A 20,706-nucleotide genomic window follows, 5' to 3' on the forward strand; every position below is an offset into this window, starting at 1 on the left:
TATCGTTTTTTGCTGCAGCTTACCGGCATAGGCTTTACACTATCTGACAGAGAAATTTTTAAGGAATCGTAATGGCTGATTGGGGTATTGAAAAAGCACGTTCTATTTATAACGTTGCCGTGTGGAGTGAAGGCTACTTTGATGTGAACCAGGATGGCAACTTAATTGCCTATCCGGATCAGGATCACAGCAAAGCGGGGATCAGCTTTCCTGAGCTGACCAACCGCTTCAAAGAAGAAGGGCTGACTCTGCCGGTACTGGTGCGTTTTACCGATATATTGCAGCACCGGGTTGATACCCTGATCAAGTCGTTTCGAAATGCCAAGGCCGAAAAAGATTATCAGGGCCAGTATACCGCTGTGTACCCGATAAAAGTTAACCAGCAGTTTTCTGTGGTTAAGCGTTTAATCAGCCATGAAAGCGGTAAAGTGGGTCTGGAGGCCGGCAGTAAGCCTGAACTGATGGCCATTCTGGGTGTGACCGAAAAGCCACTGCAGATTGTCTGTAACGGCTATAAAGACAGTGAATTTTTACGACTGGCGACCATTGGCCAGATGATGGGCCACACGGTTTATGTGGTAGTGGAAAAGTTATCTGAGCTGAAAACCCTGCTGCGGGAAATTGATAATTTAGGCGCGGCACCGCGCATCGGTATCCGGATCCGCTTAAACTCGGTCGGTAAAGGCAAGTGGCAGAATACCGGCGGTGAAAAAGGTAAATTTGGTTTAACGGCTACTCAGGTACTGCAGGCTATTGAGGTGCTGCGTGCTGCCGGCAAGTTGGATTTACTGCAGTTGGTACACTTTCATATCGGCTCACAAATTGCCAATATCCGCGATATTCATAATGCTATCCGCGAGTGCGCCCGTCATTACGCTGAGCTGCGCACCCTGGGCGTGCCGATTACTACTGTCGACGTGGGCGGTGGTTTAGGGGTTGATTATGAAGGCTCTAAATCGCGTTCAGCCTGTTCAATGAATTACACCATGATGGAATATGCCCGCAATGTGGTAAATGGCTTAAAAGAAGTGTGTGACGAGTACGACTTACCGCACCCGAATATTATTACCGAATCGGGCCGGGCGATGACAGCTCACCATGCGGTACTGGTTACTGATGCTATTGATATTGAGCGGGCGCCGGGCCTGGTGAACCTGCCCGAGCCAAGCGAAGATGCGCCCACTGTGATTTTAGGTTTATGGGAAGCCTACCAGAACGTTACGCCACGTTCGGCAGTTGAAGCCTATCATGATGCGATTCACTACTTTACTGATGCCCATGCTCAGTACGTGCATGGCTTACTGACGCTGCAGGACTGGTCGTTGCTGGAACAAATTTACTTTGCCACCATTAATAAAGTGCGGGCTAATCTGGATTTATCGGCGCGCTCGCACCGGGCAATCCATGACGAACTGAACGAAAAACTGGCCGATAAATTATTCGTTAACTTTTCCTTGTTTCAGTCGATGCCCGACGCCTGGGGTATTGACCAGCTGTTTCCGGTAATGCCGCTGGAACGAATGCTGGAGCCACTGGATCACCGGGCGATTATTCAGGATATCACCTGTGACTCTGACGGCCAGCTGAAGAGTTATGCCGACGGTAACGGGATCGAGTCGAGCCTGCCACTGCCGGTATACAAAGAAGACGAGCAGTATTTACTTGGCATGTTTATGGTCGGTGCCTATCAGGAAATCCTCGGTGATTTGCATAACCTGTTTGGCGACACCGACTCTGTGCATGTTGAACTGACCGATGACGGTGGTTATAAGCTGACCAACATTATCAAAGGTGACACGGTGGCCGACGTGCTGCGTTATGTGCAGTTTGATGCCACAAAACTGCTGATGTCATACAGTAAGCAGCTGGCGAAGCTTGATATGAGCGCTGAACAGAAAGACGCGTTGCTGGATGAGCTTAAATCCGGCGTTTATGGTTATACCTATTTCGAAGATTAGGCTAGAATAGCCACTGATCGGACGAGTACAGAGCAGCATTAAGCTGCTCTGTTTGTCTCAGGCTTATTTCTGTTGCCGGTAACGGCAGCTCTGAAAAATCAGGTGTGCTATGTTATCTTTTCTTCCCAAGCCCTTGGTTGGCGTGTTGTCGGTATTACTGTATTTTTTTAATACCCTGTTCTGGTTTGTACCGGTAGTCTTGCTGGCCGTGCTGAAGCTGCCCCCTGTTAAACGCTGGCAAAGCTGGATGACCTACCTGCTGGACGCCTGCGCCGTGGCCTGGATTAGTGTCAATAATTTCACTACTGCTCTGTTTACCCGGATCCGCTGGAACGTGCAGGGGCTGGAACAATTATCCCGCAAAGACTGGTACCTGATCCTGGCTAACCATCAGTCCTGGGCTGATATCCTGGTATTGCAGAACATTTTTAACCGCAAAATTCCGTTTATTAAATTTTTCCTGAAAAAAGAACTGTTATACGTGCCACTGCTCGGCATCTGCTGGTGGGCGCTCGATTTTCCGTTTATGAAGCGCTACAGCAAAAATTTTCTGCTGAAAAACCCGCATTTGCAGGGCAAAGACATTGAAACCACCCGCCGGGCTTGTCAGAAATTTCAGTTTAAACCGTCCACTATCATGAATTTTGTCGAAGGTACCCGCTTCACCAGACACAAGCATCAGCAGCAGCAATCACCGTTCAACCGGCTGTTAAAACCGAAAGCCGGTGGCGTGGCATTTGTACTGGGCGCGATGGGCAATCAGCTACATAAAATGCTGGATGTCACCATCTATTATCCGCAGGGGATCCCCAGTTTCTGGGATTATATTTCCGGCAAAGTTCGTGATATAACAGTCAACATTAATGTATTACCGATCACCAGCGATTTGATTGGCGACTATAACGACCCGATTTACCGCCAGCACTTTCAGCAGTGGGTAAATCAGTTGTGGCAACAGAAAGATCAGGAGTTGGCCGCATTAGCGCAAAAAGGAGTAGCCTGATGTTAAGTTTTTTACCCGGTTGGTTACTGTTACCGATCAGCTTCAGTTGCTTTGCGCTGAATCTGGCGTTCTGGGGTATTGTCGTTACGCCCATTGGCATTTTTAAATTGCTCCTGCCGTTTAAAGGCGCGCACAGAGTGCTGGCAATGGCCGGTCGCAGTTGCTTCCGTGGCTGGACCATTGTCAATACCGGCCTGATTAACGTATTTAATGATGTTGACTGGCAAATCAGTGGCGAGCAAACGCTGGACCGGGAAAGCTGGTACCTGCTGATAGCCAACCACAAAAGCTGGCTGGATATTCCGGTAGTCAGTGGTTTTGCTCATAAGCTTATTCCTGAGCCAAAGTTTTTCTTAAAAGATCAGCTAAAGTGGATACCTTTTTTAGGCACTGGTTGCTGGGCACTCGATATGCCCTATATGAAGCGCTACAGTGCGGCAACGCTGGCGAAGAACCCGCATTTAAAAGGTAAAGACATTGCGACTACCCGTAAATCCTGCGCCAAATTTTTAACAGTGCCTACTACCATTATTAATTTCGTTGAGGGCAGCCGCTGTACCGAACAAAAGCGCCTGGCCAGGAAAAGTCCGTTTCAGTACCTGCTCCCCCCCAAAGCCGGTGGCATTGCCTTTACCCTGGCCAGCATGGGCGAGCAGTTTAATGCTATTCTGGATTTAACCTTAATTTACCCCGATAACCAGCAACACGTTGCGCTGGATATGCTGATGGGCCGGCTGAAACGGATTGTTATTAAAGCCGATGTACTGGCAGTTGATGAGCAGGTGATTGGCGATTATTTTAATGATCCGGCGTTTCGTGAGCGCTTTCAATTGTGGTTAAATCAGCGCTGGCAGGCCAAAGATCAGCATATTCAGGCGTTTTACCAGCAGGAGCAGCTAACTGCTACCGAACAGCAACTGGCCTGCCGGGCAGGACCGCAGCTTTAATGTCGTTCAGCCTGCAACAGCAGGTTGCGCGGTGTAACCTGATAGTCACAAAATGCAGCCAGTGTAACCTGATAGCCATACTGTTCTAAAAATAATGCCCGATCCAGCATCAGCCACAGTTCCAGTGGCCGCCGGAACAAATGCCTGACCAGTTCAATCCGCCGCACCAGCGCGGCATGCGCTGCCCCTTGCTGCAAATAATGCTGCCAGTCTGGTACTGCTGGCAGCGGCAGCTGATGCTGCTCCGCCGCCCAGCGGCCAAATTCCGCAAAGTCGCCACTGAACCAGTGCTTGGCAACGGACGACAACGGTCGGTAGTCAGTCTCACCGGTAAGATCAGCGCGCAGCGCCTGATAGGCCAGACGCCATTGCACTTCGGTATGCCGCAGTTTTTCAATCCGGGCGCCGGCGGTTACCTGACCCTGCACCGCCAGTTTTAAATCATGCTGGCTCAGCACTAAATCATGTTGCTGGCCAAGCGTCGATAACGGCTGATAATGCTCATCCGGAATTAAATGATAACAGCAGGGTACAATATTCAATTGCTGGCAACCGGTCGCTACCGCTTGTTGCAGTAACTTAATATGCAGCTGACCACAGGCATGTAGCGCCAGCACTTGCTGCTGCGGTGCCAGCACAGCGCTGCCCTCAGCGGTCAGCACGTCAGCATGAACAAAACGTTGCGGGATCTGAAACTGGCTGGCCAGCGCACTGCCATCGGCACACAGTTGCTGCTGCCATTCAATACTGGTTACCGGTCGCTGCAACTGCCAGGCCAGCAACCGGCCCAGATGGCCTTTACCGGCACACCATTCCAGCATTGGCAGCGTGCTTGCCGGCAGCCGACGGGCAAATGCATCAATCTGCTGCAGCTTACGCCCGCCAATGCCATTAGCCAACCAGAACGGTACCGGTTTTAGCTCGCTGGCCGGCAAACCGTTGTCGGCTGGGGTAAGGTAACTATCGAGCTTAAACAAATCATCGAAAAAGGCGGTAAAGTGCTGTTGCTGTAATAGCGGGCTCTGGTCAATCGCCGCCAGTTGCTGCTCTGGCAGGCTCAGTAATTTCTCTGCCAGCGCCGGGTTATCCCAGGGCAGTTGCTGGCAGGCAAAAGGCACCAGCTGCCAGTACGCCTTATATTGGGTCAATAGCGCACTGCAGCTGTCAAATGCCTGCTGCAGCGCAGCGTTACCTGGCATTAATACAACAAACTATACAGTTTACGCCGGTACTGACTGGCGACGGCATCACCCTTAGGCAAGGCTGCCAGAATATCCAGAAACAGTTTTTTGCTGTCACCGTAGTTTAAGTCCTGCCGCAAGATACCCAGCAACAATGCCAGCGCCTCTTCACTGCGCTGCGCTGCCTGATACTGCACGGCTAACTGTTCTTTAATGCTGTTGTCATCAGGGCTGGCAGCCAGTTTTTGCTCCAGTGCCCGGATTTCCGGGGTATCGGCTGCTTCCAGTGCCAGTTCCAGTTTTGCCAGTACCGCTTTATAAACGCTGTCTTGATCAGCCAGTTTTATTTCTGCCAGTAAAGACTGCGCCTGTGGCAACTGGCCCAGGCTGATTGCAGTGTCGGCCAGCCAGACTTTCAGCTCAGCTCGCTCTGGCGCGATATCGACAGCCTGTTTAAACAACGGGTACGCTTCAGCCGGGTTTTGTTCAGCCAGAAACTGCTCTGCCCTGGCAATCAGCTCATCTTCCGGTTTAGGCAGATAAGGCTGCAGGCGCGCCATAATTGCTTGTTCGGTTTCAACACCGGCAAAGCCATCGACCGGCCGGCCATCTTTAATCAGCATTACCGTAGGGAGCGACTGCACCCCAAACTGCATGGCTAAATCCTGCTGCTGGTCACAATCTACCCGGGCCAGTAGCAGATGCTGCGGGTAACGCTGCACTATCGCCTGTAACACCGGGGTCAGCTGCTGGCAGCCCTCACTGCGGGCAGAATGAAACTGAAACACTACCAGCTGGTTTTTCGATTGCTCCAGTATTTCGCGGGCATTCTGAAGGGTGACATCTACAATGGGGCTTTGCATAACGAGGTCCTGTATTTCGCCGTAATGGCATTACTATTTTCGCCGTAATGGCATTACTATGTGGCCGCAGCTGCTATTTTACAAGGTAGCGGTGGCCGGCGGCAAATCCAAAAAAACCATCGACATTGGCGCTGACATCCCGTAAATTATCAGAGCGTTCAGATAATACGACTTCATAAGAAGCAACAATAAGAGCGCCATAGTTTACAACCCGTCCACGTAGCAAACAGGCAGTACCATACGCGTATTGCAGATTATCGAGTCGATGCTGGTTACACAGCGTTGGCCGTGCGCTTTTGCTATAAAAAACTATGAGACAACACCATGACAAGCCAAACAAAACAAAGCGAGATGTTATCGGGTGCCGCTATGGTTATCCGGGCGCTGGCCGATGAAGGGGTAGAGTATCTATATGGCTATCCTGGTGGCGCTGTACTGCATATTTATGATGCCCTGTTTCAGCAAACCAAAGTAAAACATGTGTTGGTACGCCACGAGCAGGCGGCAACCCATATGGCCGATGCCTATGCCCGGGCCAGTGGCAAAGCCGGGGTGGTGCTGGTTACCTCGGGCCCCGGCGCCACTAACGCAGTTACCGGTATTGCCACCGCTTACATGGATTCGATCCCAATGGTGGTGCTGACCGGCCAGGTAATGAGCCATTTAATTGGTGACGATGCGTTTCAGGAAACCGATATGCTCGGTATTTCACGGCCGATTTGTAAGCACAATATGTCGGTTCGCCGACCGGAAGATATCCCGGCCATTATTAAAAAAGCCTTTTATATAGCCCAGAGCGGCCGGCCCGGGCCGGTGGTGATTGATATCCCGAAAGATATGACCATCCCCAGTCAGACCTTTGCTTATCATTACCCGAGTGAAGTAAAACTGCGCTCCTATCAGCCAAAACTAAAAGGCCATAGCGGCCAGATTAAAAAGGCGATTACCGCGCTGCTGGCGGCGAAAAAACCGATTTTGTATGCCGGTGGCGGGGTAATAATGGGTGGCGCCTCGGTTGAGCTGACCGAACTGGCGCAGCTGCTGAATTTGCCGGTGACCAATACCCTGATGGGGCTGGGCTGCTACCCGGCCAGCGATAAGCAATTTATCGGTATGCTGGGTATGCATGGCAGCTATGAAGCCAACCAGACCATGCATCATGCCGATCTTATTCTGGCTGTCGGCGCCCGCTTTGACGATCGGGTGACCAACAACACCAAAAAATTCTGTCCCGATGCCACTATTATCCATATTGATATCGACCCGGCCAGCATCAGTAAAACCATCAATGCCCATATTCCGATTGTCGGCCTGGTGCAGCCGGTGCTGACTGAAATGCTGGAGCTGCTAAAGCAAAAGAAAAAGAAGTTGGACGCCAGCGCGATGAAACAATGGTGGCAGCAAATTGATGAGTGGCGCGCCGTACATGGTGGCCGCTACGACAATGCTGCCCCGTTACTGAAACCGCAATATGTTATTGAGCAGGTGAGTAAAATTACCCAGGGTAATGCTTATGTCTGCAGTGATGTTGGCCAGCACCAGATGTTTGCTGCCCAGTACTATGGCTTTAATAAACCCAACCGCTGGATTAACTCCGGCGGCCTTGGCACCATGGGCTTTGGTCTGCCGGCAGCAATGGGGGTGAAACTGAATTATCCCGACGCCGATGTGGTGTGTGTGACCGGCGAAGGCTCTATTCAGATGAATATTCAGGAATTATCGACCTGCAAGCAGTATGGCTTGGGGGTAAAGATCATCAACCTGAACAACGGTTATTTAGGCATGGTTAAGCAGTGGCAGGATATGAATTATGAGTCACGTTATGCCAGCTCGTATATGGATTCCCTGCCCGACTTTGTCAAACTGGCTGAAGCCTACGGCCATGTCGGCATCCGGGTAACTGAACCAGAACAGCTTATTCCGGCGCTGGAGCGGGCCTTTGCTCTGAAAGACAAGCTGGTGTTTCTCGATATTCATATTGACCCGAAAGAGCACGTTTATCCGATGCAGATCCCGGGTGGCTCGATGAATGACATGTTTTTAAGCAAGACAGAGAGGACCTAACCATGCGCCATATTATTTCTGTATTGCTGGAGAACGAATCAGGTGCGCTGGCCCGTTTAGTTGGCTTATTTGCTCAGCGTGGTTACAACATTGATTCATTGACTGTGGCGCCTACTGAAGATGCTACCTTATCGCGCCTAACCCTGGTCACCCATGGTAATGATCAGGTGATAGAGCAAATTACCAAGCAGCTGCACAAGTTGATTGAAGTGGTCAAACTGACCGACTTAAACGATGCGCCGCATCTGGAGCGCGAGCTGATGCTGGTAAAAGTAAAAGCCAGCGGCGCGGCGCGCGATGAAGTAAAACGCTGTGCTGATATTTTCCGCGGCCAGATCATTGATGTTACGGCTACAACTTACACGGTGCAGTTAGTCGGTACCAGCGATAAACTGGATGCATTTATTCAGGCATTAGCCGGCACTGCTATATTAGAAGTGGTGCGCAGCGGTGTGTCGGGTATTGCCCGCGGCGAGAAAACCCTGGCGTTGTAAGTAGGTTATAAAAAGCCCCCAAACCAGGCCAAAAACAACAGGGCAAAGCCTGTCAGATAAATCAGGCCTGCCCAGCTTAGTAATTTCAGCGGCAAGCTTAAACTGTTAACACCTTTACCAGCCATCAAGCTGTAATTAAGCCAGGCAAATACCGGCGTGGTTAAAAATGCCAGGGTCATGGCAAAGGTCAGTAACGGCCCAAGCGCAGCACTGAAAAACAAAATCAGCGCCATACCACTGGCGGCCTGAACCAGTAACCAGATGTTCAGACTGTGATGGTTAGCAGGCTGTTGCCAGCCAAGCAAAATAAAAGATTCATTTAAGGTACGGGCGTAGCCGTCCAACACGGTAATAGTAGTACCAAACATACATAAAAACGCAACAAGTGCCACCAGCGGCCTTGCCCAGTCACCAATGGTTGTGGCGTACATGCCAATCAGCTGCTGGGCAAAAGCCGCACCGGCCAGCGCGATATCCTGCTCTGAACCGTATTGCACCAAAGCACCGAGACTGACAAACACCAGCGCCAGTGCTGCGGTTAGCCAGTAGCCCAGATTAAAGTCAAATAACCCTTGCTGGCGACTTATCTTTTGCTGACGCAGCTTGGCTTTAAGCCACAATGAGCTTATCGCAGAAATTTCAATTGGTGCCGGCATCCAACCCATTAATGCTACCAGAAAGCCAAGGGTCACCAGCTGCCACGGCGACGGCCCGACAAAGTCAGCCGGCGCATTTGCGCCATTAGCAGCGGCAATAATGGCTGCAGCTACCGTCGTTACCGTCAGCAACAACATGATCAGCTTGGCCACTTTATCCAGCGCCCGGTAATGGCCCAGCAGTAAAATTGCCAGGCATAGTACCAGAATAAAGGCACATAACAGCGGTACGGCCACCGGCCATGGCAGGGCATAATGCAGCAGACTGGCTGTTAGCAGTAACACTCCGGCGGTGTTAACCACGGCGGCGATAATATTTAAGCCAATAAAACTATAAAAATAGGCCTTACCCTTGCGTTGATAGCCTTGTAATAAACTCTCGTTTTGTTCCAGAGTATACTGAACCCCGAACCGAAAAAACGGATACTTTAAGATATTAACTAATAAAATCAGCCAGATAAGCTGCCAGCCAAATAAAGCGCCAGCCTGAGTAGAAGCCACCAGATGCGAGCCGCCGATAGCCGCTGTCGCCATTAAAATGCCCGGGCCTAATGCCTGAAACCGGCCACGCCATCCTTGTTGCTGAGCTTGCATAGTCTACACTGCTTATTGTTATTTGTTGGTGGCTAGCTTAGCCTAAGCATATTAATGATGCAGCAACAGTTTTACTGCGCTGACGAACAGATAAAAGGGAACGGCATGCAGGACGAACAGCTTGATCAGGCCATGTTATTTGAAGTGGTTGAAAACCAGTTGGCCGACAACTACCCCACTGAAGTAAAAGCAACCCTGATGCGCCTGCGCATGACGGGTAACAGCTATGAGGATGCTATTGCACTGATCGCCTGTGCGTTGGCGCCGGAAATGGTTGATGTGATAGAGCATCAGCAAAGTTTTAATCTGGCACGCTATGTCAGCCATTTAAATTTGCTGCCGCAAACGCCCTGGCTGGAGGAGTGATAAGATGACAACTGACGAAATCATCCATCAGGCTTGGAACCAGCGTTTTGTGCTGGCCGGCGATGGCGAGCAGGCACAACTGGATTATCAGCTGGCCGGCAATACCATTAATTTTACCCATACCTTTGTGCCGCCTGAGTTACGCGGTAAAGGCCTGGCGGAAAAACTGGTGCGCCATGGCCTGGCCTGGGCCAGAGCTCAGAATTTCACTATTCACGCCAGCTGCTGGTATGTGAAAAAATTTTTAGGCTAGCAGCAAGCTGGCTCAATACAGTCAATACAATAATGTGGGTTCAGTAAAGTTGATTTAAGAAAGCAATAAACGATAAAAAAGTGGTTTAACACATCACAGTGAGGCAGTCGTGATGGCCTTTATTAAAATTAACAAGGAAAATATATGTTAGCACGCCTCACTTATCCACTGGCGTTACTGCTGAGCGGTTTGCTGTTAACCGGCTGCAACAATAACGTTGACCCAGCGGCACCAGCCGACCTGAACAGCTCGTCTCAGAGCAAGCCAGTTAATGTGCCGCAGTATAGCGCAGAGCAATTTTTTGCTACCAAAACCTATTTTGGCAATGATATTAATCACGATGCCAGCGCGATGCTGGTTGCCTCTGATGAAAGCGGGGTATTTAACCTGTACCGGGTCAGTATGGATGGCAGCAACTGGCAGCCGTTAACCCAGTCCACCACCGACCCGGCCTTTCCGGTCAGCTGGTTTCCCAATGATGACCGGCTGCTGTATACCGCTGATCAGGGCGGCAATGAGCTAAATCATGTTTATCTGCGTGAAGTCGACGGCACTGTGCGCGATCTGACTCCCGGTGATAAGCTGAAGGCTTATTTTGCCGGCTGGCACAACGATGGCAGTTTTTACATTGCCACCAATGAGCGCGATCCGCGTTTTTTCGATCTTTATCATTACAACAATTCAGACTACGGCCGCAAGCTGGTATATCAGAATGACGATGGTTATAGTATCAGCGATGTCAGCAAAGACGGCCGCTATCTGGCGCTGAGCAAAGAGCGCAATAACGCCGACAATAATCTGTTTCTGGTTGACCTGAGCAGCGACACACCCAGCCCGGCATTAATTACTGAGCATCAGGGTAATATTTCGCATCAGATTTATGGTTTCACCCCTGACAGCACCTCGTTGCTGTTCGGCGCTGACGGTAAAAGCGAATTTGTCGCGGCCTACAGCTACAACCTGCAAAGCGGTGCAACCACGGCGTACAGTACCGCTGACTGGGATATCAGTTTTATTTATTTCAGCGACGACAAACGCTACCGGGTGCAAGGCATTAATGCCGATGCGTCAACCGTTATCAGTATTACCGATCTAAAAAATGATAAAGCCTTGCAGCTGCCCGGCCTGCCGGCGGGTGACTTACGCGGCGTCAGCTTTTCTGACGACAGTAAATACATGAGCTTTTATTTAAATGCCGATAACAGCCCATCTAATTTATATGTCTGGCAACTGGGCAGCCCAGAGGCCAAGCGGTTAACACAGGCCCTGGACAGCAGTATTAACGAGCAACATCTGGTGCAAAGCGAGGTAGTACGCTTTAACAGCTTTGATGATCTGACCATACCGGCCTTGTTGTATAAACCGCATCAGGCCAACCCCAACGCTAAAGTACCTGCACTAATCTGGATCCACGGTGGCCCGGGCGGCCAGTCACGTACCGGTTACAGCCCGATGATCCAGCATCTGGTTAACCATGGTTATGCGGTGTTATCAGTCAATAACCGGGGCTCTTCTGGCTATGGCAAAACCTTTTATCATCTGGACGACTTACGCCATGGCGAAGATGACTTACAGGATATTGTGTATGGCAAAAAATATCTGCAAAACCTCGATTGGGTAGCAGCTGACCGCATAGGTGTAATTGGTGGCAGCTACGGCGGTTACCTGACGATGGCGGCAATGGCCTTTACCGACGAATTTGAAGTCGGCATCAATATCTTCGGCGTGACTAACTGGGTCCGCACCCTGGAAAGCATTCCACCATGGTGGGAAGCGTTTCGTGAAAGTCTGTATGCGGAGCTCGGCGATCCGGCGGTAGATGGTGAACGGCTTCGCCGGATATCCCCGGTATTTCACGGCGATAAAGTGCAAAAGCCGGTGCTGGTGGTGCAAGGCGCTAACGACCCGCGGGTACTGCAGGTAGAAAGCGATGAAATGGTTGCCGCTATTCGCGCTAATAATGTGCCGGTAGAATATGTGTTATTTGATGATGAAGGCCACGGCTTTTTGAAAAAGAGCAACAGAATAAAAGCACAAAAAGCCTATCTGGCCTTTTTAAAGCAGTATTTGTAATAAACTGTGAGGTTATTAAAACAGGCCGCATTATTGCGGCCTGTTTCACGACATCCAATGCCATTACTATTGCTCATCTGGGTACTGTTCCTGCTGCCGTTGCTGACGACGACTTAACCACCAACTTAAAAGTATACCGCCTGCCACTGCAACACCTACCGCCAGTAAAGGCCGGTTTCTTATTGTGCTGCGGCTGCTGGAAACCAGCTGCTGTTGCAGATTATGCAGCTGCTCGCCTTTATGCGATATAGCATCAGCAGCCAGGTGAGCGCCATCTGCCATTCTGTCAACAGCATTTGATGCTCTGCCAGACATTCTTCTGAACGCGGGCGCTGCTCTGTCTGACACATTATCGATTGCGTTGTGCAAACTGCCTCTGGCAGTTTTTAAGCCACGGCGAACGGCATCCTGATTTATGTTTCCGTTAGTAAAATATTCCATAATACCTCCGTTAGTAACTGGTAAAGAATTAGCCTTAGCAACATTGCCGGGATACTAAGTCCAGAATATTGAGTCCAGAATATTGAGTATAGTACAGCTGCCAGAGTCGGGCTTATCGGTGCGCTGGCGCGCATAGTGAACAAAACCGTGCAGCAGGGGTTTATTCACTTTATAGTAAGGGCTTACCCACATTGGATAACTGCTATGCCTGATCTGAAAACTGCTGTCGCTGGCGATACCCTGCCCCGTCACCTCGGCTTATTCGGCCTGTGGCTGCTGGTGGTAAATGGCTTAATTGGTGCCGGCATTTTCGGCTTGCCAGGTGGTGCGGCAAAATTGGCCGGCGAATACAGCCCGCTGATTTATCTGTTTTGTGCCTTACTGATTTTACCTATTCTGTTGTGCATGGCCGAGCTGGCCAGTTATTTTCGCGGTAGTGGCGGCCCGGTGCGTTATGGCACAGCCGCATTCGGCCCTTTTATTGGTTTTCAGGCCGGCTGGCTGTATTACATTGCCCGGCTGGTCTCTTTTGCTGCCAACACAGTATTGCTGGTCGACAGTATCGGCTATTTCTGGCCGGCAGCCACAGCCGGTATTAACCGCAGCATTCTGCTTAGTCTCATTATCAGCTGCCTGACCCTGCTTAATGTTATCGACTCAGTGCGCGCGATGCGCTCATTAGCACTGTTAACTGTGATTAAATTTGCGGTATTGCTGTTACTGGTGGTGGCCGGCGCAGCTTATTTGGGCGGTCAGATATTGCCAACCTTTAATCCGGCCAATGTGTTCAGCAGCCCCTATGACATCGGCGCCGCGACTTTACTGCTGATTTACGCCTTTGTCGGCTTTGAATCGGTGGTGGTGCCCGCCGGTGAAGCGAAAAACCCGGCGCGTGATATGCCACGGGCGCTGATCCTGGGCTTGCTGCTGGTAACCTTGCTATATGTCGGCATTCAGCTGGTAAGTGTGGCCGCTGTGCCGGCGATTGCCGACTCCAGCAGCCCGCTATTGGATGTGGCCGCCAGTTTATTTGGCCCGGTCGGCGCCATAATACTGATGCTCGGCGTGGTGGCGTCGGTGGCCGCTAACTTACTCGGCGCCATATTCTCCACCCCGCGCGCCAGCTTTGCGTTGGCCGAAGATGGCAGCCTGCCGCGCTGGTTTGCCAGGGTACAGCCACGCTTTTTAACGCCGGCCAATTCCATTATATTTTTTGGGGTGCTGGCGCTGCTGTTAACCTTATATGGCTCATTTTTATGGCTGGCAGCGGCGACGGTGGTGTCGCGGTTATTGTTGTATGGCCTTACCTGCGCCGCCGTGCCGGTGCTGCGGCCAAAACTGGCTGCCAGCGACAGCTTTGTGTTGCCGCTGGGCTATACCATTCCGCTGCTGGGCCTGGCGTCCTGCGTCTGGCTGGCATTGCAAGTGAGTTTATCGTCAGTGCTGGCCACCGCACTATTTGTGTTGTTAGGTACAGCCTTGTATTTCCTGGCCCGCTGGCAGGCCGCTGGGAATAACAGGACCGGTAACCACAGGTGACAGATAATAATCTACAAACCATTAACCTTCAGATATAGTAACCGGCAGTATTAGCGCCAACAGGAGTGCGGTGTTGCAAACCAGTCAGTTATTAATTCAGCTTATGCTGTATGTGTTTTTACCGCTGTGGGGCATTGCCGGTTTTATTGACTGGTGCTGCCACCGTGCTACCCGCATTGAGTACACTTCTGGCCTGCGCGAATCGCTTATTCACTCATTAATGGGTATTCAGATGGCGGTGCCTATTCTGTTATGCCTGCTGTTTCAGGTTAATGTACTGATTATGCTGATTTGTATCGGCGCCTGGCTGGCGCATGAAGCGGTGGCGCATTATGACGTGCATTACGCTGCCCCCAAACGCCATATCAGCGTATGGGAAATGCATGCGCACAACTATCTGGCTACCTTGCCAATGTATATGTTGTTGTTAATCATCGTCATTAATTACCCGGTATTTATTAAGCTGATAAGCTTTGACTGGCAGGGTGAGTTTTACCTGCAACGAATGCCCTATGCCCATGGCGGTGATACTTACCTGCCTTATTATCTGGGCTTTATGGCGGTGGTCTGTGTACTGCCGTATCTGGAAGAAAACCTGCGCTGTTTATTTACTGCGTTAAAGCATCCGCAGGTAAAACTATGAGCGTGTTTATTACCAGTAGCGGTCACTTTTTACCGGGGCCGCCGATAAGTAATGATCAGATTGAGCCACTGCTGGGTTTAGTGCACGGCAAACCCAGTCGTTTAAAGCGGCGTATTTTGCAGTCAAACGGCATTAAAACCCGCCACTACGCTATAGATGCCAACCATAACACCACTATTTCTAATGCCGGCATGGCAGCGAAAGCGGCAGAGCATTGTTTAAGCACCAGCTTTCTCGGTAAACGACAGATAAAAATGCTGAGCGCCGCCACCAGTCAGGGCGATGTGGTGTTGCCCGGTTTTGGTTCGATGCTGCAGGCAGAGCTTGGCCTGAGCGATATAGAACTGCACAGCAGCCATGGCATTTGCTCCAGCAGCATGATGGCGTTAAAAGCCGCCTATACCAATCTGTTAGCTGGTGAACAGACTAACGCCTTAGTGGTGGCCAGCGAATTAACCTCGCGCTTATTTAAAGCCAGCCGCTATGAAGCTGCCGGCAGTGAACTGGATTTTAACGCTGAGTTTTTACGCTGGATGTTGTCTGACGGCGCCGGCGCCGTATTGCTGGAAACCCAAGCCCGCGGCCGCTGTTTCCGGGTGGATTGGATCCGCAGTTTTTCTCATGCCGATGCCTACCCGGTTTGTATGAGTGTCGGCTACCCCGGCGACAGCAGCGATAGCCGCAGTTGGCAGGATTATGCCACCTATGCCGAGGCCGAAGCAGCCGGTGCCTTGCTGATCCGGCAGGATGTGCGACTGCTGGAAAATATCGTTAAGCTGGGGGTCGATGGCTATTTGCGCTTAATCAGTGAGGGTCGGGTGCAACCAGACAAAGTCGACCATGTATTGTGTCATTATTCGTCGCATTATTTTCGCGGCAAAATTTTCGATATGATGCAGCGCGCCGGGGTTGGTATTGCCGAACACAAGTGGTACAGCAACCTGTATGACCGGGGTAATACCGGCTGCGCCTCTATCTTTATTATGCTGGACGAGTTTCGTCGCACCCGGCAATACCAGAGCGGCGATACGATTTTATGTATGGTGCCGGAAAGTGGCCGCTTTAATAATGCTTATATGCAACTGACTGTGGTGGAAGCCTGAATGACTGAGCAAATATTAAGCCCGCAGGGCCAACAATGTTTACAGGCGTTAATGCGGGTCTGGTTTGAGTTTGAACGCCAGCTCGGCCGGGTACCGTTGTTGCAGCGCCTGGAGCGGGGCCAGTTCAGCAAAGCCGATTATTGTCAGCTGCTACTAAACTGGCGTCAGCAGGTAATTGAAGGCTCGCGCTGGATCAGTCGCTGCGCCTCCAGTTTTGACCGCGACTACAGCGATGTGCGCTCAGTCATTATCGGTCATGCCCGCGAAGAGCACCGTGATTATGAAATGCTGGAGCAAGACTATGTTGCTGCCGGTGGCACCCTGGCAGATATTCAAACCGCCGCACGGAATATTGGTACCGAAGCATTACATGGTTTTTTAATGTACCGGGCCAGCCAGAACAACCCGGTCGATTTAGTCGGCGCGATGTGGATAATTGAAGGTTTAGGCCAGAAAATGGCCAATGACTGGGCAGCACAGATAGACAAAGCAACCGGCGGTGATGGCAGCTTTACCCGTTTTATGCGCTACCATGGCGCTAATGATGATGATCATCTGCAAAAGTTGTATCAGCTGCTCGACCGGCTATGTCAAAGCCAGGCCCAACTTGCGGCAATAGTGCGCACCGCCCGGGTTACTGCCAGGCTGTATTGCCTGCAACTGGAAGAGGTTGATAATGAGTACTAGCCGAAAATCTGAGCCCAGCGCTTACCTTAAGGCCATTGCCAACGATAATTCGTTGCCGATTGAGCAGGCGGCGCTGGATTTATGGCTGAAAGACTTACAAAACCCTCTGCGCTGGGGGGTGCGGCCACTACTGCAGTTTATTTTTGCTATTTTGCTGCATCTTATCTGGTTTTTTAAACGGCTGCCGTTACCGCAATTCAGCGCCCATAATGCCTTACAAAAACTGATTTGCTGGTTCTGTACTCATTTTGTCAGCCGCGAGGCCAACTTATTGATCCTGCGCCACTATGCCACTGAATCGAATGTATTAAATTTTCTGGCTGCCAACAGCCCGACTGGCGACTTTACGCCGGTAAAGCTGTATCCGAAAAACATCGCCGAGATGCAGCAAGCCAGCTTTGTCGAGCATGATCAGGAGCTGTTCCGCTTATTTGGTGACCTTGGCAGCTGGCACCATCCGGCGCAGCCGCTAAAACCGGAGGAACTTAACTGGCAGCACTGGCAACCTGTTGATATGGAACAGTTTCAGCTAACCGAAAAACGCAGCCAGTGGCTTGATTTTGAAAGTGCCCATGCTTTGTTTATGTGTTTATTCTGTTTATTGTTAACCCGTGAACAATACCGTGATGCGATTAATGGCTTTAACCTCGATCAATCTATTGCCATCCGGATTGGCGACTTAATCGGCGAGCCAAAACTGGCCGAAATGGCCTATAACAAATACCCGCATTATTTGGTCGGGCCCTGGAATTTAGGCCAGCGCTTTTTAATGCACGGTTTTTTTACCGAACAGCTGTACGCTTATCTGGAAAAACGCCGCCTGGCAGATCGCTGCCAGCCTGAACCGGTAGCAGTTTAAAAGCGCTGTGGGTTTAAAAACGGGATCAGCGCCAGAGTCAGCGCTTGCTGATACACGCTGGCCCGGCTTAACTGATTATGGGTCAGCAGGCCAATTGCCCCGCCGGCTTGTTTAATATTGGTGGTACCAAACAGCTGGTCCATCGCATCACCCAGCTGCATGCCCTCTGCCAGCAGATGCAGCGCTGCCGGGGGCAGCATCAGGCTGGCCGATCGCGCTTTGCCAAGCTTGCCGTTATGCTCAATCAGCATCCAGGCGAAGGTCATATCAATATCCAGACCTGCTTCTATCGCCACATAATAATCAGCAGCGGTTTGCAGTTTCAGTGCCTGCAAGCGGTTCTGTGCACCGAGTAAGGTTTCAGCACTGGTTAGCGGCTGCTCTGCCACACCCGAAGGTACTGCAAAACCTGTTACCTTAATATCTTGCTTGGGAAAGTTGCTTTGAAAACACTGTTTCACCGCATTAATTTTGGCCGGATTAGCCGACGCCACAGCAATAGTCCACATAATAAAAGTATGTTTTGGTTAAGATAGCCGTTATGTATCATGCCATTGTGGCAGGTTCAAGCCTGCAGGGCCGCAGCAGCTTAGTTTTTCAGATGTCGATAAAGGTAAGGATGACGCTGTCTGTGGCGCTGGAATAAAAAACGTCGCAGCGCATCACTATTAGGTTTGGTGGTAGTAATTTTTGCAGCTAAAGTCTGGTTGTGCAGTCTGACGGGTTCCATTCCTAACTGTAGCAACTGGCCATCTGGCAGTTGTAAAGTCAATTCGGGATGGCGGCTCATTTGTTCCACACTATCAACCGAGTTTAATTTTAATGCCATGCCAGTGCTGGACAACGAAAGCAACTCGACCTTACCTGACAGTCCCTCACAGCGTATATTTAGTCCATCCAATTCGGTTGAACGCCAGCTGCGCTGCTTGCCAACATATTCAACCACCTCAGGAATACCCAGAACCGGGTTAAACTGGCCAGATTCATCCAGGGTCATCTCCAGTGGAAACCATAACTTATAGTTGCCTACTTCGGCCAGCAGGGTAAGCTTGGCCTGACCAAGCAATGGGGCTATCAGCTCTGGCACTTCTGTGGTGACTGAAATAGTATGACTAACACCGCCCGGTTCCGCAGGAGCAATGGCGATATCGCCTTCAAATAATTCCGCAATATATCCGCGCTCTTCTTTGCTTAGTACTGGATCCCGTTCCATTTGGCTCACACTACGCGTTCATAAAAGTTGCATAAATCTAACATATGCTGAATTTTTAAGCAATTTATCAAAAGCAAAACTTGCGCAATCTTTCAGATTGAACTACGCCCTTTTATTTCATTTGTTGGTGGGCAGCTTACAGCACTGAACTTTAGCGTTAAATCTGCCGCATCAGGCATTACAACAGCAACGACATACCCATCTTTAGCAACAGTTCACCGCTTACTATCGGCGTTGTGTCCGTTGCCGACAGAAGAGGTCAGAAATTTGAACTATGGTAGATAGCTGGTATGCCCGTTTCAACAGGGCTGATTAACAGGAGTTTGGTTTGAAAAACTGCAGCTTATTATTAAGTTTTACCGTTTTAGTATTTATCAGCGCCTGGCCGGTTAACGGCGCTGAGCCAGAGACGAACGGGCAGCCTGTGTATGGCCCGCGGCTGGAACGCTTTGCTTATCCTTATCCGGTAAAATACTTTGCCGTTAATAGTCAGCAACAACAGCTGGAAATGGCCTATCTGGACGTGCCAGCCAAGGCAGGTACTGCTAATGGCCACACCATGGTGTTAATGCACGGCAAGAACTTCTGCGCCGCCACCTGGCAGGGCAGTATTAAAACACTTAGCGAGGCAGGCTATCGGGTTATTGCCCCGGATCAAATTGGCTTTTGCAAGTCAGCTAAGCCCAGGCAGTACCAGTTCAGCTTTCATCAGTTAGCCGCCAATACCAGGGCATTGCTGGATAAGCTGCAAATTGCTGATGTAACGGTAATGGGCCACTCCATGGGTGGCATGCTGGCTACCCGGTTTGCCCTGCAATACCCAGATAGTACAACCAGGCTGGTGATGGTGAACCCGATCGGTCTGGAAGACTGGAAAGCGCTTGGTGTACCGTATCGAACCATTGATGAGTGGTATCAGCGGGCGCTAAATACCACTGCCAACGGCATTCGCAACTACCAGCGCAATACCTATTATGCCGGCCAATGGCGTGATGAATTTGAGCCCTGGGTGCAAATGCAGGCTGGTATGTTCCGCGGCGAAGGCCGCGAACAAGTCGCCTGGAATTCAGCCCTTACCGCCGATATGATTTTTACCCAGCCGGTAGTTTACGAATTCCCGCAACTTAAAATGCCGGTAATATTGTTGATTGGCGATCAGGACAACACCGCTATCGGTAAAGATGCCGCCCCAAAAGAACTGCAGCCAAAATTAGGCAACTATGCCAAACTGGGCCCGGCAGCCGCCGCGGCCATTCCGAACGCCAACCTGATCCGCTTTGCCGATTTAGGCCATTCGCCTCATATTCAGGCCCCCGAGCGTTTTCATCAGGCGTTGTTGCAGGCGTTGGCGGCAGAATAGTAATAGTGATAATGCTAATGATGGGTTAGCTGTTGGCCGTGACAAAATCTGGAGTAAGTTAGCTATATTCTCAACTTTGGAATTACGCTCTTTGCGTTCAAGGGGATGGTTATTCGATATCAGCTATCAGCTATCAGCATTCTGCTTTTGATCACTGCTAATACTTCAATTTGTTCAGGCTTAATGTAATAAATAATCCGGTAATCCCGATAGAGCACTTCACGAATTTGAACTTGATTGTACTCAGGCACGACTCTGCCAGACAAAGGGTGTTGTGCTATTTGTTCAGAACGACGGGTTATGGCATCAACTGTTTTAAGAGCGTAAACAATTGAATCTGAAGCTATGTAGTTAAAAATAGCATCAAGATGTTCTGCGGCATTGGCAGACCAGAGTACTTTCACTTAGC

21 protein-coding genes are annotated in these 20,706 nt (G+C 50.5%); 14 read left to right on the forward strand and 7 right to left on the reverse strand.

Going from position 1 to position 20,706, the window contains the following annotated elements; translation table 11 throughout:
• Positions 1–71 precede the first annotated feature (71 nt).
• The 3 genes from speA to R3187_RS05420 all read left to right on the forward strand — a co-directional run bounded on the left by speA (position 72) and on the right by R3187_RS05420 (position 3,908).
• On the forward strand, positions 72–1,958 hold the full coding sequence (speA, locus tag R3187_RS05410; RefSeq protein WP_318965686.1) for a biosynthetic arginine decarboxylase: 1,887 nt from the start codon (positions 72–74) through the stop codon (positions 1,956–1,958).
• A gap of 109 nt (positions 1,959–2,067) precedes the next feature.
• Positions 2,068–2,961, forward strand: a complete 894-nt coding sequence (locus R3187_RS05415; protein WP_318965687.1) for an acyltransferase — start codon at positions 2,068–2,070, stop codon at positions 2,959–2,961.
• The gene (locus tag R3187_RS05420) at positions 2,961–3,908 is read left to right on the forward strand and encodes an acyltransferase (RefSeq protein WP_318965688.1); all 948 of its coding nucleotides are present in this window, start codon (positions 2,961–2,963) and stop codon (positions 3,906–3,908) included. Before R3187_RS05415 ends, R3187_RS05420 begins: the two co-directional genes overlap by 1 nt.
• Here the strand turns inward: R3187_RS05420 and R3187_RS05425 are convergent.
• Entirely contained in the window at positions 3,905–5,107 is a 1,203-nt protein-coding gene (locus R3187_RS05425; RefSeq protein WP_318965689.1) for a methyltransferase, read from the reverse strand. The genes R3187_RS05420 and R3187_RS05425 overlap by 4 nt on opposite strands.
• A complete protein-coding gene (locus tag R3187_RS05430) occupies positions 5,107–5,952 on the reverse strand; it encodes a tetratricopeptide repeat protein (protein ID WP_318965690.1) in 846 nt (281 codons plus the stop codon). The genes R3187_RS05425 and R3187_RS05430 overlap by 1 nt, the downstream gene beginning before the upstream one ends.
• Before the next feature lie 324 nt (positions 5,953–6,276).
• Between R3187_RS05430 and R3187_RS05435 the strand changes: the two genes are divergently transcribed.
• Positions 6,277–8,016, forward strand: a complete 1,740-nt coding sequence (locus R3187_RS05435) for an acetolactate synthase 3 large subunit (protein WP_318965691.1) — start codon at positions 6,277–6,279, stop codon at positions 8,014–8,016.
• A 2-nt stretch (positions 8,017–8,018) separates the two neighbouring features.
• On the forward strand, positions 8,019–8,510 hold the full coding sequence (gene ilvN / locus R3187_RS05440) for an acetolactate synthase small subunit (protein WP_318965692.1): 492 nt from the start codon (positions 8,019–8,021) through the stop codon (positions 8,508–8,510).
• A 5-nt stretch (positions 8,511–8,515) separates the two neighbouring features.
• Here the strand turns inward: ilvN and R3187_RS05445 are convergent, their stop codons facing one another.
• Positions 8,516–9,760 carry a divalent metal cation transporter gene (locus tag R3187_RS05445; RefSeq protein WP_318965693.1) on the reverse strand — a complete coding sequence of 415 codons (1,245 nt, stop codon included), beginning with the start codon at positions 9,758–9,760 and terminating at the stop codon, positions 8,516–8,518.
• Between the two features lie 54 nt (positions 9,761–9,814).
• On the opposite strand from R3187_RS05445, the gene R3187_RS05450 reads away from it, so the two are divergent.
• The 3 genes from R3187_RS05450 (at position 9,815) to R3187_RS05460 (ending at position 12,452) form a co-directional block, all read left to right on the forward strand.
• Entirely contained in the window at positions 9,815–10,126 is a 312-nt protein-coding gene (locus tag R3187_RS05450) for a hypothetical protein (protein ID WP_318965694.1), read from the forward strand.
• Between the two features lie 4 nt (positions 10,127–10,130).
• The gene (locus R3187_RS05455; protein WP_318965695.1) at positions 10,131–10,379 is read left to right on the forward strand and encodes a GNAT family N-acetyltransferase; all 249 of its coding nucleotides are present in this window, start codon (positions 10,131–10,133) and stop codon (positions 10,377–10,379) included.
• 144 nt (positions 10,380–10,523) lie between these two features.
• Complete coding sequence (locus R3187_RS05460; RefSeq protein ID WP_318965696.1) at positions 10,524–12,452, forward strand: prolyl oligopeptidase family serine peptidase; 1,929 nt, start codon at positions 10,524–10,526, stop codon at positions 12,450–12,452.
• A 66-nt stretch (positions 12,453–12,518) separates the two neighbouring features.
• Here the strand turns inward: R3187_RS05460 and R3187_RS05465 are convergent, their stop codons facing one another.
• Positions 12,519–12,893: a hypothetical protein gene (locus R3187_RS05465; RefSeq protein WP_318965697.1), complete on the reverse strand. Its 375-nt coding sequence runs from the start codon at positions 12,891–12,893 to the stop codon at positions 12,519–12,521.
• Positions 12,894–13,097: 204 nt separating this feature from the next.
• Between R3187_RS05465 and R3187_RS05470 the strand changes: the two genes are divergently transcribed.
• The 5 genes from R3187_RS05470 to R3187_RS05490 all read left to right on the forward strand — a co-directional run bounded on the left by R3187_RS05470 (position 13,098) and on the right by R3187_RS05490 (position 17,724).
• Positions 13,098–14,432 (forward strand): APC family permease, encoded by a 1,335-nt coding sequence (locus R3187_RS05470; protein WP_318965699.1) that lies wholly within the window; start codon positions 13,098–13,100, stop codon positions 14,430–14,432.
• 70 nt (positions 14,433–14,502) lie between these two features.
• On the forward strand, positions 14,503–15,075 hold the full coding sequence (locus R3187_RS05475; RefSeq protein WP_318965700.1) for a diguanylate cyclase: 573 nt from the start codon (positions 14,503–14,505) through the stop codon (positions 15,073–15,075).
• Positions 15,072–16,178 (forward strand): beta-ketoacyl-ACP synthase III, encoded by a 1,107-nt coding sequence (locus R3187_RS05480; RefSeq protein WP_318965701.1) that lies wholly within the window; start codon positions 15,072–15,074, stop codon positions 16,176–16,178. The genes R3187_RS05475 and R3187_RS05480 overlap by 4 nt, the downstream gene beginning before the upstream one ends.
• Positions 16,179–16,865: an iron-containing redox enzyme family protein gene (locus tag R3187_RS05485; RefSeq protein WP_318965702.1), complete on the forward strand. Its 687-nt coding sequence runs from the start codon at positions 16,179–16,181 to the stop codon at positions 16,863–16,865. It begins immediately after the preceding gene.
• On the forward strand, positions 16,855–17,724 hold the full coding sequence (locus R3187_RS05490; RefSeq protein ID WP_318965703.1) for a DUF6999 family protein: 870 nt from the start codon (positions 16,855–16,857) through the stop codon (positions 17,722–17,724). Before R3187_RS05485 ends, R3187_RS05490 begins: the two co-directional genes overlap by 11 nt.
• On the opposite strand, the gene yjjX is transcribed toward R3187_RS05490, so the two are convergent.
• Together yjjX and R3187_RS05500 are read right to left on the reverse strand one after the other, a co-directional pair.
• The gene (gene yjjX / locus R3187_RS05495) at positions 17,721–18,233 is read right to left on the reverse strand and encodes an inosine/xanthosine triphosphatase (protein WP_318965704.1); all 513 of its coding nucleotides are present in this window, start codon (positions 18,231–18,233) and stop codon (positions 17,721–17,723) included. The genes R3187_RS05490 and yjjX overlap by 4 nt on opposite strands.
• An 80-nt stretch (positions 18,234–18,313) precedes the next feature.
• Entirely contained in the window at positions 18,314–18,937 is a 624-nt protein-coding gene (locus tag R3187_RS05500; protein ID WP_318965705.1) for a hypothetical protein, read from the reverse strand.
• 328 nt (positions 18,938–19,265) lie between these two features.
• Here R3187_RS05500 and R3187_RS05505 point away from each other — a divergent pair, with 328 nt between their 5' ends.
• Positions 19,266–20,297: an alpha/beta hydrolase gene (locus R3187_RS05505; protein ID WP_318965706.1), complete on the forward strand. Its 1,032-nt coding sequence runs from the start codon at positions 19,266–19,268 to the stop codon at positions 20,295–20,297.
• Positions 20,298–20,416: 119 nt separating this feature from the next.
• Here the strand turns inward: R3187_RS05505 and R3187_RS05510 are convergent, their stop codons facing one another.
• Positions 20,417–20,701, reverse strand: coding sequence for a type II toxin-antitoxin system RelE/ParE family toxin (locus R3187_RS05510; RefSeq protein WP_318965707.1), 285 nt, complete (start codon positions 20,699–20,701; stop codon positions 20,417–20,419).
• Positions 20,702–20,706: the final 5 nt, after the last annotated feature.

It is taken from the genome of Arsukibacterium sp. (assembly GCF_033721375.1).
In the GTDB taxonomy this organism is placed as follows: domain Bacteria; phylum Pseudomonadota; class Gammaproteobacteria; order Enterobacterales; family Alteromonadaceae; genus Alishewanella.